Raw genomic sequence first — 14636 nt, forward strand, 5'->3', positions numbered from 1 at the left:
TAGCTGATGCTACAGGTAGGAGCAGAACTTGAGGATGTTGAAAGTAGCCCTGCTGAAAGCATCCGCCTGCCTATGATAAAAGAAAAAACCCCCGAAAAACGAGGGTTGTGATTATGCAACTTTTTTATACTTCCATAATGATAGGTAGAATCATTGGTTTTCTTTTTGTTTTTTCATACAAATATGGAGATAATTGATCAATAACCTCATTTTTAATTTCTGCCCATTGGGTTGTTTTTCGCTTCATCACTTCATTTAGATGCTTTGTCAATTTTGATTGAGCATCATTAATTAAATCACTAGATTCTCTCATGTAAACAAAGCCCCGGGAGATGATATCAGGCCCGGCAGAAACTTTGAAGTTTTTCATATCAATACTGACAACAACCACGACAAGGCCTTCTTCAGACAGAATGCGACGGTCACGCAGTACGATATTCCCAATATCTCCAATGCCGTTTCCATCTACATATACAGACCCGGAAGGTATTTTGCCTACAGTTTCTGCGCTTTTTCTCGTCAATGCCAATACTTCACCATTTTCCATAATGAAAGAATTGTCCTCTGGAACCCCACAATCTTTAGCAAGACGAGTGTGCATTTTAAGCATGCGGTATTCGCCGTGAATAGGCATAAAGAATTGCGGTTTCATGAGACGAAGCATTAATTTTTGTTCCTCTTGTCCGCCGTGCCCGGATGTATGGATGTTATTTAACGATCCATGGATGACTCTAGCTCCCGCACGGGAAAGTTGATTAATAATTTTATTAACGGACAATGTGTTACCTGGAATCGGAGAACTTGAGAAGACAACCGTGTCTCCAGGGATAATTTGAATTTGACGGTGTGTACCGTGAGCTACCCTTGATAGAGCTGCCATCGGTTCCCCTTGACTGCCTGTACATAAAATGGCAGCTTGATTATCAGGAATCCGGTTTAACTGAGAGGCATCGACAAATGTACCTTTCGGAGCATTAATATAGCCGAGCTCTTGTCCAATCGTAATCGAAGATTCCATGCTTCGTCCGAATACTGCAATTTTACGACCGTACCTGACTGCCGCTTCAACCGCTTGTTGAAGTCGGTAAATATTAGAAGCAAAAGTTGCAAAAATTAAGCGACCTTCAGCTTGACGAAATATGTTGTCGATACTTTTACCGACTGTTCTTTCTGACATGGTAAATCCAGGAACTTCACTATTGGTACTATCAGATAGAAGACAAAGTACACCTTCTTCTCCGATTTCCGCCATTTTTGAAAGGTTCGCAGGTTCACCGACAGGGGTGAAATCAAATTTAAAATCTCCTGTCTGCACTATATTACCTTCAGGCGTATTCACTACAATACCAAAGGAATCGGGGATACTATGTGTTGTTCTAAAAAAAGACACCTTTGTTTTCTTAAACTTAATAACTTGATCTTCATTAACAACATTTAATTTTGCACGGCGAAGCAGCCCATGTTCTTCTAATTTACTTTTAAGAAGACCAATCGCAAGCTTGCCACCATAAATAGGAACATTCACTTCCCGGAGTAGATAAGGAATGCCTCCAATATGGTCTTCGTGTCCGTGTGTGATAAATAGACCTTTGATCTTGTCTTTGTTGCGGGCTACATAGGTGTAGTCAGGAATAACGTAGTCAATGCCAAGTAGTTCATCTTCTGGAAACATAATTCCGGCGTCAATGAGAATGATCTCATCTTGATATTGTATGGCGTACGTATTTTTGCCGATTTCGCCTAGACCTCCGAGGGCGAAAATGGCAACTTGATTTTTTTTCATTTGTTTCATGCTTTACAGGTTCTCCACTTTGAAATCTTCTTTTTGTTTTTCATGTTTCAAAAGGTCCTCGGAAACCGGTTGAATATATTCAATGTTGTAGTTTTTATCCGCCAATTTTAGCCGTACTTCACGCTCTGTTTCCGCTTCTACGAATAATGAATCCGTATTTTCTCTTACTGGAATCTGATTAAAGTCTTTTTGATAGTAAACTTTAAATATCATGTTTATCTCTCCTTTTATCTATATACATAAAGAAACACCACCTGTGGTCTCCGGTGTCCATCAAGTGAAGCATCTCCAAATAAACGCTCATTGTATACTTCTACCACATATTATAAATCAAATGATAAAAAGTAACCATAATGAAATTTTATAGCATTACGTTCACACGAAAGTATTCAATTAACAAATTGTAATCGATATTGGCTTTTTTTTCAATAGAACAACCGGGAGCGAGCAATTATTCTTGCCATTATTCATAGAGAAAAGTGAATGAAGATTGCATTATATGTTATGCTGTGGAATGTATTTTATATTGTCTGTAGGTGTACTATTTTTATTATTTAGAAAGCAGGGAGATACATATGAAAAAACCCTCTATTGTATTCTTTGACATTGATGGAACATTGTATACTGAAAAAATGGAGCTGCCACCGTCAACGAAAAAAGCAATCAAAGCCCTAAAGGATAGTGGCGTTTATGTAGCGATTGCAACAGGCAGGGCGCCGTTTATGTTTGAGCCGCTTCGACAGGAGTTGGGTATTACAACGTTTGTAAGTTTTAATGGATCTTATGTTGTTGCCGATGGAAAAGTAATAGATAAAAAGCCATTAGAGACAGAACAAGTAGATTATTTACATAAAGAAGCCGTTGAATCTGAGCATCCCATGGTGTTTCTTGATCATGAACAGGCTGTTGCGGACGTAGAAAATCATGCTCATATCCATAAAGGGATGGGCGATTTGAAAATGGATTATCCACCTCTTAATAAATTTTATTATAAAAACAATGAAATTTATCAAGCTTTGTTGTTTTGTGGAACAGACGCCGAAGAAAATTATAGCACCAACTACGATACATTTCGATTTGTAAGATGGCATGAGTTGGCAGTGGATGTTGTTCCTTCCGGTGGATCGAAAGCGGAAGGACTTCGGGCGGTTGCGAATCACTTAGGATATACAATGGAAGAAACAGTAGCTTTTGGTGATGCGTTAAATGATATGGAAATGTTAAAAGAAGCGGGCATAGGTATTGCTATGGGGAATGCCCTTGAACAAGTAAAGAAAAAAGCAGATATTGTGACCGATCCTGTTTATGAAGATGGAATTAAACGAGGATTGGAACGGATTGGATTAATATAAGGTTTTAGATGAAATAGAAAATGAATGTCCATCTAATTCCTTCCTGTCCCTCATGAATGTAATAAGGGGCTGTCCCAAAAGTTGGAACAGCCCCTTATTAGGTTATCTTTAGTCTGTTTCTGGGACACTATCTTCAATTCTGTCATAAAACATAATGCCGTCTAAGTGATCGAGTTCATGCTGAAATACTATTGCAGGCAGTTCCCGCAAACGAAGCTGGACTTTTTCATTGTCTAGTGTTGTACCTTCAAGTGTGATTCGTTTATATCTTGGCACATTCCCTGGAACTTCACGGTCAACGGAGAGGCATCCTTCGCCACCTTCTAGATGTGTCAACTCCACCGAATGTCTAGTGATTTTTGGATTAAACAATCCATAACTATATAAATTATCCTTCTCGTCAGTAACATGAACCGCAAACATTCTTTTGTTGATTCCGAGTTGCGTTGCAGCTAGTCCAACACCAGAACGTAATTCGTACTTTTCTGCCATTTCCGGATCTTGACTATTTTTAAGAAACTCGAGCATTTCCTGTAATGTCTTTTTATCTTCCTCAGAAGGCGGCATTGGAACTTCTTTTGCAATTTGCCGCAAAGCGGGATGTCCTTCGCGGACAATATCCTTCATCGTTAACATTTATATCCCTCCATGGTGTTATGTTTTTATGTAAGTCATTACATTCTAAAATAGTATTATATCAGTATATCAGAAATGAGACAGCGTAAAAAGTAGAAGCTTTTTATTTACAGAGCAATTGCAAACAGCGTGTTTCACGTTGTAAGGAAAAGAAAAAGAGGGAGAATCCCCCTTTTTCTCGAACAAACATTACTTATCATCTAGCAATGATCTTTACTGTCTACTTTAGAAGCTCCAACGATAATTAATAAAATAAACAACACAACGATTAACGCAAAACCTTTTCCTCTACCACTGCTGTAGCCGCCTACTTGCGGACCACCATAGCCACCTACTTGGCAGCCATAACCGTTGCTACTATATCCACCTACTTGGTTTGGGCCTTGACCGGTCGGATTATACATTTGATTTGCCCACATTGATGTTTTCCTCCTTTAGAACATGTAATGCCCGTTATGGGTTATTTCCTTATTACCATATGTCACGAGTGTAAAATGTGAATAGGCATAAACCTAAAAAAAGAGAATCTTTATTGATTTAACGTATATGTTGTTTTATGATTGTTAGGGTAAAAGCGTATGAAGGATTACATATATGGAGTATAGAGGTAAGAACTGACTCAGATGGGATTAGATGGGGAGGAAAAAGTGATATTGTTAAATAAAAAAAATGCATTAATCGTTACAGCGTGCGTCTTCATTGGTATATTGAGTGCCTGTGGAAGCACCTCGGCGGAAAAGGTGTACACTCATTTGGAAGAAGCAGCGTCGATGGAAAATGAGTTTGAAGCACAGCAAGAACCGATTATGGAACTTGAACAACAGGAACAAGAGCTGTATGAGGAAATGTTGTCTTTAGGTATTGAAGAACTTGAACAAATCGAGAGCTTATCAGAAGAAGCAACGGGGTATGCTAAAGAACGAAAAGAATTACTTGAAACAGAGAAAGAGAGCATAGAAGCAGCTTTTGAAGAGTACAAACGAGGAGAAGAACAATTGGATAATATGGAAGATGCCAATGAAGAGGCAGAAGCAGTAAAAGAAGCGATGAATAATCGCTATGAAGCCTATCAAGATTTGTATGAAAGTTATAAAACAGCAATTGAAAAAGATATCATATTGTATGAAGCTTTTACTAAAGAAGAGTTGACGATTGATGATTTACAAGCTGAAATCGACGAAGTGAATGAACAATATAGTATGGTAGTAGAAAATAGAGATCAATTTAACAAATATACGGATGAATATAATGAAGCAAAAGATGCTTTTTATGAGAAATCAGACTTGGAAATCAAAGGTGAAGAATCTGAAGATGTAGAAGAATCTGATTAACTTACAGAACTGTTTCAAAAAAGATGATGATCTTTTTGAAACAGTTTTTTATTATTCTCTTATTCGACAAAAACTGTATTATAAAAACAGTAATTAAAACCGTTTTCATGAGTGAAAGCTGTTTATAGCAATATATGAATGATATATAACAGTTAGGTTTTCTTACGTTGTAGTGAAGGCTATAAAATCCTCATAAAAACGGATAAGCGAAAAGGATTGACGAATCTTTTTAAAGTGGTATATTCTTATCAAAGAGCAGGGTTGTTTCATTTTTTTTGAATTTTGACTGGAACAGTTGTATCATAATATAAAGAAGGTACGAATGAGTACTACAAAGCTTCACAGGGTACATTAGTTCTAGTGGAAATGATAAACATCCATGCTGATGATTTAAATCAGATGTGGTTACCCTAAATGCAGGGATAAGGTGCTTTTGATTAAGTATTTTTACCCATGGAAAGAAAGGAAGAGGTGAACATTTGTGACTACCAATATATTAGAGCAAGCGGAAGGTCACTTCGAAATGTTTCAGGTTTTGAATGAAGAAGGGGAAGTTGTTAATAAAGAGGCCCTTCCTGATTTATCAGACGAAGACTTGAAAGAACTTATGAAACGGATGGTATACACAAGAATCTTCGACCAACGCGCTGTATCATTGAATAGACAAGGGCGTCTTGGTTTCTACGCTCCTGTAGCAGGACAAGAAGCGTCGATGCTAGGGTCGCAGTACGCACTAGAACAAAAGGATTGGATTATTCCGGGTTACCGTGATGTTCCACAAATTGTATGGCACGGTCTCCCGCTATATCAAGCATTCTTATTTTCACGCGGTCACTTTCATGGAGGACAAATTCCTGAAGAGTTGAATGTGCTGTCACCGCAAATAATAATCGGTGCACAAATCGTACAGACTGCTGGTGTTGCACTTGGTTTAAAGAAAAAAGGTAAAGATAGTGTAGCGATTACTTATACAGGTGATGGTGGCGCTTCACAAGGTGATTTTTATGAAGGTATGAACTTTGCTGGTTCATTTAAGGCGCCTGCTATTTTTGTCGTCCAAAACAACCAATTTGCGATTTCTGTACCAGCTGGTGAGCAGACTGCTGCCAAGACTATTGCACAAAAAGCAGTGGCCGCTGGTATTCCAGGTGTACAAGTTGACGGAATGGACGTTCTTGCTGTTTACGCAGCAACACAAGAAGCTCGCAGTAGAGCATTGAACGGTGAAGGCCCTACGTTGCTGGAAACATTGTGTTATCGGTATGGTCCGCACACGATGGCAGGAGACGATCCGACTCGTTACCGCACGTCCGACCTTGATGATGAGTGGGAAAAAAGAGATCCACTTGTCCGCTTTCGTAAGTATTTAGAAAGCAAGGATCTATGGTCAGAGGAACAAGAAAACGAGGTTGTCGATAAAGCAAAAGAAGAAATTAAAGCAGCTATTAAAGAAGCGGATGATACACCTAAACAGAAGGTATCCGATTTAATAGAAAATATGCATGAAGTGCTGCCTCCTCATTTGAAGGACCAGCTCGAAGAATATAGAGAGAAGGAGTCGAAGTAAGCTATGGCGCAAATGACGATGATTCAAGCAATAACTGATGCGATGCGTACGGAGCTGAAAAACGACGAAAACGTGCTTGTTTTCGGGGAAGACGTTGGGCAATACGGCGGTGTGTTCCGTGCAACAGAAGGTCTTCAGAAAGAATTTGGGGAAGACCGTGTGTTTGACACTCCATTGGCTGAATCGGGAATTAGTGGACTTTCTATCGGTCTTAGTTTGACAGGATTCCGTTCTGTAATGGAAATTCAGTTTTTCGGCTTTGTATTTGAAACAATGGATGGTATAGCAGGACAAATGTCTAGACTTCGCTATCGTTCCGGCGACCACTATAACGCACCAGTCACAGTACGCTCACCATTTGGCGGGGGAGTAAAAACACCGGAACTTCATGCGGATAGTCTTGAAGGGTTGATGGCTCAATCTCCAGGACTCAGAGTGGTTGTTCCATCCTCTCCTTATGACGCTAAGGGATTATTAATATCTTCTATTCGTGATAACGACCCGGTTGTATTCCTTGAACATATGAAATTGTATCGTTCTTTCCGGGAAGAAGTTCCAGAAGAAGAGTATACGGTTGATCTTGACAAAGCAGCGGTGAAACGTGAAGGAAAAGACGTTTCTATCATTACTTATGGTGCGATGGTTCAAACATCTCTGAAAGCCGCGGATGAGCTCGCAGAAGAAGGAATTGAAGCAGAAATCGTTGACCTTCGCACAATAAGCCCTCTTGATATGGAAACCGTATTGGAATCAGTGAAAAAGACAAACCGTGCCATTGTTGTTCAAGAAGCACAAAAACAAGCAGGTATAGCAAACAATGTTGTAGCAGAAATTAATGAACACGCTATTCTACATTTAGAAGCTCCAGTACTTCGTGTAACCGCACCAGATACAGTGTTCCCATTTGCTGCAGCAGAAGATGTTTGGTTGCCTGATCATACAAATGTTATCGAAAAAGTGAAATCCGTAGTAAATTTCTAATTTAGACAGAGCAAAGTGATTCAGACTGAAGAAGAAACAATGAGTTTCTTTTTCAGTTTCTTATGTATTTTATAAATCAAAGGAGGCAACCGTATTGGCTTTCGAATTTCAATTGCCAGATATTGGCGAAGGTATACATGAAGGTGAAATAGTTAAGTGGTTTGTAAAAGCAGGAGATACCGTTCAAGAAGATGACGTTTTGTGTGAAGTACAAAACGACAAAGCTGTTGTTGAAATTCCTTCTCCGGTAGAAGGAACAGTGAAAGAAGTAAAAGCTGAAGAAGGAGTAACAACAAATGTCGGAGATGTTATTTTGACTATCGACGACGGTAGTGCTGATTCCCCTTCAACTGAAAGTAGCGGTGAAGCTGAAGAGAGTCAAGAAAAAGCAGAGCCGAAGCAGGAAGAATCTAACGAACAAAAAGAAGAAGTATCTGCATCTGCAGACGATCAATCGGAAGACGATGGGAAACGCGTCATTGCGATGCCTTCTGTACGTAAGTTCGCTCGTGAAAAAGGCGTCAATATTCAAAAAGTCCAAGGTACCGGTAAAAATGGTCGTATTTCAAAAGAAGATATAGAATCCTTTATTGACGGTGGGCAAGAATCCACTCAAGAAAAAGGAGAAGAAAAGGCAACAGCATCTACATCTTCTGCTGTTCAAGATACCACTGCACTCGAAGAACGTGTACCAATGAAAGGTATCCGTAAAGCGATTGCTAAAGCGATGGTTAATTCCAAACAAACAGCACCACACGTTACTCACTTGGACGAAGTTGATGTAGAAAACCTAGTCGCAAACCGTAAGAAATTTAAGTCTGTAGCAGCTGAAAAAGATATTAAGCTAACATACTTGCCTTATGTGGTGAAAGCTCTAACATCAGCTATTCGTGAATTCCCTGCGTTAAATGCATCCATTGATGATGAAAACGAAGAAATTGTCTACAAAAAATACTTTAATATAGGGATTGCAGCAGATACTGAGCAAGGTCTTGTTGTGCCTGTGGTTAAAGACGCAGATCGTAAGTCCATCTTTATGCTTGCTGATGAAATTAATGAACTTGCAGGCAAAGCTCGGGATGGTAAGTTGTCATCTGAGGAAATGAAGGGCGGTTCAACCACCATTTCAAACGTTGGATCGGCTCAAGGACAATGGTTTACACCGGTTATTAACCATCCAGAAGTCGCTATATTAGGGATTGGACGTATTGAGGAAAAAGCAGTTGTTCGAGATGGAGAAGTTGTCATCAGACCTATGCTTGCTTTATCCTTAAGTTATGACCACCGTCTCATTGATGGAGTCACAGCACAAAATGCGTTAAATCACGTAAAACGCTTATTGAATGACCCAGAATTACTAGTAATGGAGGGGTAAGAATGGTTGTAGGAGATTTCGCAGAAGAAGTAGACACACTTATTGTTGGTTCCGGTCCAGGAGGATATGTAGCCGCAATTCGTGCAGCTCAACTCGGACAGTCTGTCACTATCGTAGAAAAAGGCGATATCGGCGGTGTTTGTCTTAATGTTGGATGTGTTCCATCAAAAGCACTTATTCAAGCCGGTCACCGTTTTCACGAGGCACAAGCTGACGATATGGGGATTACAGCTGAAAACGTAAGCGTCGATTTTTCAAAAGTACAAGAATGGAAATCAAGCGTTGTCAATAAGTTAACTGGTGGCGTAGATGGTCTACTAAAGGGCAATAAAGTTAATGTAGTACGTGGGGAAGCATATTTCTCTGATCGTGATTCTGTTAAAGTATCTACGGATGAGTATAGTTCCCAAACGTACAAATTTAAAAATTGCATTGTAGCAACAGGTTCACGTCCAGTAGAACTGCCGGCTTTCAAGTACTCAAAACGTGTTATTAATTCTACAGGAGCGCTTGAACTAGATGAAATTCCACAAAAACTTGTCGTTATCGGCGGCGGTTATATAGGAATTGAATTGGCTGGTGCCTATGCTAATCTAGGAACCGAAGTTACCGTTCTTGAAGGGGAAGAACGGATTTTAACTGGCTTTGAAAAGCAAATGGCTCAAATTGTAAGCAAGCGATTGAAAAACAATAATGTAACTATCGAAACAAAAGCTTTTGCCCAATCTGTTGAAGAATCAGAAGATGGTGTTACGATTAAAGCTACTGTTAACGATGAAGAAAAGACATATGATGCTGATTATGTTCTCGTCTCCGTTGGACGTAAGCCAAACACAGATGAGTTAGGACTTGAGCAAATCGGTGTTAATATGAGCGATAAAGGCATCATTGATGTTGATGAACAATGCAAAACAAGCAATGAAAAGATTTATGCTATTGGGGATATCATTGATGGACCACAATTAGCACATAAAGCATCATATGAAGGCAAAATTGCTGCTGAAGCAATTGCAGGAGAAGCATCAGCGGTAGATTATCTTGCTATCCCAATGGTTGTCTTCTCTGATCCTGAGCTTGCGAGTGTCGGTTATACGGAACAAGAGGCAAAAGATGCTGGATACGATGTGGTGGGAGCTAAGTTTCCGTTCCAAGCTAACGGTAGAGCATTATCCCTTAATGACTCTGAAGGCTTTATGAAGCTGGTAACCCGCAAGGAAGATGGACTTGTCATCGGTGCTCAAATTGCAGGACCGAGCGCATCTGATATGATTGCTGAAGCAGGACTAGCCATTGAAGCAGGTATGACTGCTGAAGATATGGCAATGACCATTCATGCTCACCCAACTCTTGGAGAAATCACAATGGAAACCGCAGAAGTTGCACTAGGAACACCAATTCATATTAAATAGAACAAAAGATAAGCCATCCCTCGAGCAGAAAAGCTCTTAAGGATGGCTTTTTTGTTGATTTTTATTTCTCAACAGAATTGGAAGACGGACAAATCCAGCGGGAAAGGTATTATGGGTCAAACCCCCTAAAGCAGTTCTGCTGAAAACTGCCTGCAACACAGACCGTACAGTACTACACTTAGGTTCAAAAAGGAACGGATCTTGGTCGCTTTTCTCAAGATCCGTTCCTTTTGTGTCTTACTTTTACTCGAGTTGGTGCCACGTCTAGAGAGACCGAAGACAAGACGTGTTTGATAGACTACAATCTTCTTATAAAATATATACTAACGTTTTTTTGTTGATTTAATTTCTTTCTTTAATTCTTCTTTTTCTTTTTTCAATTTCTCTTTTTCTTCACGCAGTTTATTGCGCTCCGCTTGAACAACAGCTTTGTCTGTTTGTATCAGATGCCGTTCGTTACTGAGAGCTTTGAATATAGAAATAACCATCAGTAGCATAATAATTGTAAATGGCAGGGCAGCTATAATCATTGCCGTTTCAAGTCCATCTAGACCTCCGAAGTATAGGAGGACAGCAGCTGACGAAGATTGAATTGCCCCCCAAACCATTTTGACGGATAAGGGTGGATTTAAGCTACCATTCGTTGTTTGCATCCCAAGTACAAAAGTAGCTGAATCGGCGGATGTAACAAAAAATGAAATAATTAAGAGAATAGCGAGAGTAATCATAATTGATGCTAACGGGAATTCGTTAAGCAGTGAAAATAATGCGAATTCATCCCCTTGATTAGACATTATATCATACAATCCACCGTCTAAGATGCCATCCAATGATATACCTGTTCCACCAAAAACAGAAAACCAAAGGGAACCAAATAGTGTTGGAACTGCTATTACCCCAAGCATAAACTCACGAATCGTACGACCGCGTGAAACTCTTGCAATAAAGGTACCAACGAATGGTGACCAGGCTATCCACCATGCCCAATAAAATATGGTCCAACTTTCAAGCCACCCTCTATCCCCAGAAAATGCAGCAGTGTTGAAGCTCATACTAGGGAGATTTTGAATGTAACTTCCAAGTGTTGTCGTAAAAGCATCGAATATATACACGGTAGGACCTACTGCTAATAAAAAGAGCATTAATCCAATAGCTAATACAATATTCGTCATACTCAAGATACGAATACCTCTATTAAGCCCCGTACCAGCTGATATTAAATAAAGTATGGTAATTAATCCAATCACAATCAATTGTGTGCCTATATTATTGTTAATAAAATCAAATGTATAGCTTAACCCACCGGTTACTTGAGCTGCTCCCAAGCCAAGGGAAGTGGCCACTCCAAATATAGTTGCAAAAACGACGATGACGTTCACAGTAGTACCAAAAGGTCCGTCCACTTTATCTCCAAAAATCGGGCGAAGAGCGGCGCTTAGAACACCGGGAGCGTCATGACGAAATTTAAAATAAGCCAGTCCCAGTGCAACAATCGCGTAAATAGCCCAAGGATGAATACCCCAATGAAAAAAAGAATACTGAAGTGCATCAGCTGCTGCGGCACTGGTTTCAGGTTCAGATGTAGGTGGTCCATAGTAGTGATAGAGAGGCTCCGCAACCCCCCAAAATACTAGCCCTATACCCATACCAGCTGTAAAGAGAAAAGCAAACCAAGTGAAATAATTATATTCAGGTTTTTCGTCAGGTTTACCAAGTCTGATTTTACCATAAGGGCTAAATATTAAATAAATGGCAAAAATAACAAAAGCAGTGGCAGACAAAAGATAGAACCAGCCAAATTTTTCGGAGATATAACTTTGAATACTGCCTAATGTTTCATTTACATGTTCAGGTGCGATAGCGCCCCAAAGAATAAAAATAATCGCGATAAAAAACGAGATGTAAAATACGGGTGTGAGTTTCTTCATCTCAGGCAAAACCGCCTTTCCTGTTTAATTAAGTACTGAAATAGTTATCTGGATTTATTTTTCTTTACGTGCGAATGGACGATTTTTTAAAGATCAATCAAGATGGATGGCTTATACATAAATAAAAGAAATAAGTATGCGGATGAATAATATGCGAAAAGTTAATCTCATGTTTTTTCAAAATGATTTCTTTTATTATCTGAAAAAGGACACGGTAAAATACCCAAAAAACCACAAAAAACATTATAACACGAACATAAAAGGAAACAACATTGAAGTTTATAAATTAATTGAATCCCCATGGTGACATGATTTCTGGTAAAATAAACAAAGAACAAAAATTTTGGGGGTATAAACTTGAAGGGGATATTAACACTTGGAATAACATGTCTGTTGTTGAGTGCGTGCAACTCGAATGCAGAAGAAATGAATTCCGAGAGCGAGGAAAACCAGCAGGAAGATCAAGAACAAGATCAGATTCAAGAAGAAGAGCAAGACAATAATGAATCAAAAGAAGAGAATGAAACAAAGGAAGACACGGAAAACTCAAAAGAGCAAGAAAATAAAGTAAAGTATGAAGTGAACGAACAGGATTCCTCCCTTCAAGCTTTAGAGGAAAAAGTGGACGAACAGAAAGTGTTAATAACGATTGATGATGCTCCGGATACATATAGTGTAGAAATGGCTGAATACTTAGCTGAACAAGATGTCCCGGCTATATTTTTTGTGAATGGCCACTTTTTGCAAGATGAAGAAGGTAAAGAAGATTTAAAAAAAATTTATGATATGGGATTTGAAATAGGGAATCACACAATGAATCATGTCGATGTGACGGAATTATCAGAAGAAGAGTTAGAAGAAGAAATTGTCGGGTTAAATGACTTAATAGAGGAGATAATTGGAGAACGACCTGACTTTTTTCGTGCTCCATTTGGTATAAATTCAAATGCATCAAAAGAATTACTCACTGAACGTGGGATGGTATGGATGAATTGGACCTACGGTTATGATTGGGAAGCAGATTATCAAAATGCAGAAGATTTGTCCGAAATTATGGTGGAAACGGAGCTTCTCCGGAATGGTTCCAATCTTCTTATGCACGATAGAGAATGGACAAAAGAAGCACTCCCCGATATTATAGAAGGATTTAGAGAAAAAGAGTATGGTTTTATAAATCCCGACTATATTGTCAAAAACTAACCTAATAATAACTTTTATCTCCTGCTTTACGGCTGGGAGATATTTTTTTGTTACAATAAGCGGGATAAGTTAATAAGAGAAGAGAGGAGACCTGCTATGAAATGGAAGACAGCAGTGAACGAATTGTTAGAAATAGACTATCCGATAATACAAGGTGGCTTGGCGTACCTTGCATATTCCGATTTGGCCGCCGCTGTATCAAATGCAGGTGGATTAGGGCAAATAACAGCAATGTCTCTTCGGGATGAAGAAGCATTAAAAGACGAAATAAAAAAAGTGAAGACAAAAACAGATAATCCGTTTGGGGTGAATTTTGCTATTAGTAAGCATGGAAGTCCTTATCATCATATGGTGGAAGCGGCTCTGGAAGAGAATGTGAAAATTATTTCAATGACTGGCAGTAATCCTTCACCGATTTTTGAAATGCTAAAAGGGACGGACGTCAAAACGCTAGTGTTAGTTGCATCGAGAAGGCAAGCACAAAAAGCAGAAGAACTTGGAGCAGATTTAGTGATGGTTGTTGGCCAAGAAGGGGGAGGACACATTGGTCGAGATGACACGGGAACAATGGTTTTGCTGCCTCAAGTAGTGGATAGTGTTTCGATTCCGGTTATCGCCTCAGGAGGTATTGGAGATGGTCGAGCAATGATGGCAGCGTTGGCACTTGGAGCAGAAGGCATTGAAATGGGAACTCGATTTATAGCAACGAAAGATTGTATACATGCCCACCCTATGTATAAAGAGGCATTGATGAGGGGGACAGAAAATGATACAGTACTTATCAAACGTTCCATAGGTACTCCGGGGCGGGTTCTAAAGAATGAGTGGACGGAAAAAATTTTAGATATAGAAAATGAAACCCCGGACTATGAATCGTTAAAAAACTTCATTAATGGGAAAGCAAATTGTGCCTATATACATGAAGGAAATGAGACAAAAGGGTTTGGTTGGGCCGGACAGGTTATTGGTAGAATAAACGATTGTCCTAGCGTGTCAGAGCTTTTTGAACGTATCATTTATGAAGCAGATCAGGTAAGAAACAGTTGGATGAAGTAGGGGGTTATA

Annotated in this window: 13 protein-coding genes; 8 read left to right on the forward strand and 5 right to left on the reverse strand. The window is 39.3% G+C overall.

Annotated elements, in window-relative coordinates; all coding sequences use genetic code 11:
- Window positions 1-124 precede the first annotated feature (124 nt).
- Window positions 125-1792: a ribonuclease J1 gene (rnjA, locus tag J2S78_RS06820; RefSeq protein ID WP_125559237.1), complete on the reverse strand. Its 1668-nt coding sequence runs from the start codon at window positions 1790-1792 to the stop codon at window positions 125-127.
- 3 nt (window positions 1793-1795) lie between these two features.
- A complete protein-coding gene (locus J2S78_RS06825; RefSeq protein ID WP_125559239.1) occupies window positions 1796-2005 on the reverse strand; it encodes a DNA-dependent RNA polymerase subunit epsilon in 210 nt (69 codons plus the stop codon).
- A 362-nt stretch (window positions 2006-2367) separates the two neighbouring features.
- Between J2S78_RS06825 and J2S78_RS06830 the strand changes: the two genes are divergently transcribed.
- Window positions 2368-3144 (forward strand): Cof-type HAD-IIB family hydrolase, encoded by a 777-nt coding sequence (locus tag J2S78_RS06830; RefSeq protein WP_306897284.1) that lies wholly within the window; start codon window positions 2368-2370, stop codon window positions 3142-3144.
- A gap of 108 nt (window positions 3145-3252) precedes the next feature.
- Here the strand turns inward: J2S78_RS06830 and def are convergent, their stop codons facing one another.
- Entirely contained in the window at window positions 3253-3780 is a 528-nt protein-coding gene (gene def / locus J2S78_RS06835) for a peptide deformylase (protein WP_306897286.1), read from the reverse strand.
- Window positions 3781-3980: 200 nt separating this feature from the next.
- A complete protein-coding gene (locus tag J2S78_RS06840; RefSeq protein WP_370871524.1) occupies window positions 3981-4199 on the reverse strand; it encodes a YjcZ family sporulation protein in 219 nt (72 codons plus the stop codon).
- Window positions 4200-4433: 234 nt separating this feature from the next.
- Between J2S78_RS06840 and J2S78_RS06845 the strand changes: the two genes are divergently transcribed.
- The 5 genes from J2S78_RS06845 to lpdA all read left to right on the forward strand — a co-directional run bounded on the left by J2S78_RS06845 (window position 4434) and on the right by lpdA (window position 10443).
- Window positions 4434-5111 carry a YkyA family protein gene (locus tag J2S78_RS06845; RefSeq protein ID WP_306897288.1) on the forward strand — a complete coding sequence of 226 codons (678 nt, stop codon included), beginning with the start codon at window positions 4434-4436 and terminating at the stop codon, window positions 5109-5111.
- Between the two features lie 523 nt (window positions 5112-5634).
- On the forward strand, window positions 5635-6678 hold the full coding sequence (gene pdhA / locus J2S78_RS06850) for a pyruvate dehydrogenase (acetyl-transferring) E1 component subunit alpha (RefSeq protein WP_125559369.1): 1044 nt from the start codon (window positions 5635-5637) through the stop codon (window positions 6676-6678).
- Between the two features lie 3 nt (window positions 6679-6681).
- Window positions 6682-7659, forward strand: coding sequence for an alpha-ketoacid dehydrogenase subunit beta (locus J2S78_RS06855; RefSeq protein ID WP_125559247.1), 978 nt, complete (start codon window positions 6682-6684; stop codon window positions 7657-7659).
- Window positions 7660-7753: 94 nt separating this feature from the next.
- Window positions 7754-9034, forward strand: a complete 1281-nt coding sequence (locus tag J2S78_RS06860; protein WP_306897291.1) for a dihydrolipoamide acetyltransferase family protein — start codon at window positions 7754-7756, stop codon at window positions 9032-9034.
- A 2-nt stretch (window positions 9035-9036) separates the two neighbouring features.
- Entirely contained in the window at window positions 9037-10443 is a 1407-nt protein-coding gene (gene lpdA, locus J2S78_RS06865; protein WP_306897293.1) for a dihydrolipoyl dehydrogenase, read from the forward strand.
- A 323-nt stretch (window positions 10444-10766) separates the two neighbouring features.
- On the opposite strand, the gene J2S78_RS06870 is transcribed toward lpdA, so the two are convergent.
- Window positions 10767-12371 (reverse strand): glycine betaine uptake BCCT transporter, encoded by a 1605-nt coding sequence (locus J2S78_RS06870; RefSeq protein ID WP_306897294.1) that lies wholly within the window; start codon window positions 12369-12371, stop codon window positions 10767-10769.
- Between the two features lie 357 nt (window positions 12372-12728).
- Here J2S78_RS06870 and J2S78_RS06875 point away from each other — a divergent pair, with 357 nt between their 5' ends.
- Both J2S78_RS06875 and J2S78_RS06880 read left to right on the forward strand, forming a co-directional pair.
- Entirely contained in the window at window positions 12729-13571 is an 843-nt protein-coding gene (locus J2S78_RS06875; RefSeq protein ID WP_306897297.1) for a polysaccharide deacetylase family protein, read from the forward strand.
- Window positions 13572-13667: 96 nt separating this feature from the next.
- Window positions 13668-14627: an NAD(P)H-dependent flavin oxidoreductase gene (locus J2S78_RS06880; RefSeq protein ID WP_306897299.1), complete on the forward strand. Its 960-nt coding sequence runs from the start codon at window positions 13668-13670 to the stop codon at window positions 14625-14627.
- Window positions 14628-14636: the final 9 nt, after the last annotated feature.

Origin of the sequence: Salibacterium salarium, assembly GCF_030813635.1 — a bacterium.
Taxonomy (GTDB): domain Bacteria; phylum Bacillota; class Bacilli; order Bacillales; family Marinococcaceae; genus Salibacterium; species Salibacterium salarium.

Coding starts and splice junctions, on each gene's coding strand:
- J2S78_RS06880 (WP_306897299.1), top strand. CDS start 13,668: ATGAAATGGAAGACAGCAGTGAACGAATTGTTAGAAATAGACTATCCG.
- def (WP_306897286.1), bottom strand. CDS start 3,780: ATGTTAACGATGAAGGATATTGTCCGCGAAGGACATCCCGCTTTGCGG.
- J2S78_RS06840 (WP_370871524.1), bottom strand. CDS start 4,199: ATGTGGGCAAATCAAATGTATAATCCGACCGGTCAAGGCCCAAACCAA.
- J2S78_RS06870 (WP_306897294.1), bottom strand. CDS start 12,371: ATGAAGAAACTCACACCCGTATTTTACATCTCGTTTTTTATCGCGATT.
- lpdA (WP_306897293.1), top strand. CDS start 9,037: ATGGTTGTAGGAGATTTCGCAGAAGAAGTAGACACACTTATTGTTGGT.
- J2S78_RS06830 (WP_306897284.1), top strand. CDS start 2,368: ATGAAAAAACCCTCTATTGTATTCTTTGACATTGATGGAACATTGTAT.
- pdhA (WP_125559369.1), top strand. CDS start 5,635: ATGTTTCAGGTTTTGAATGAAGAAGGGGAAGTTGTTAATAAAGAGGCC.
- J2S78_RS06825 (WP_125559239.1), bottom strand. CDS start 2,005: ATGATATTTAAAGTTTACTATCAAAAAGACTTTAATCAGATTCCAGTA.
- rnjA (WP_125559237.1), bottom strand. CDS start 1,792: ATGAAACAAATGAAAAAAAATCAAGTTGCCATTTTCGCCCTCGGAGGT.
- J2S78_RS06855 (WP_125559247.1), top strand. CDS start 6,682: ATGGCGCAAATGACGATGATTCAAGCAATAACTGATGCGATGCGTACG.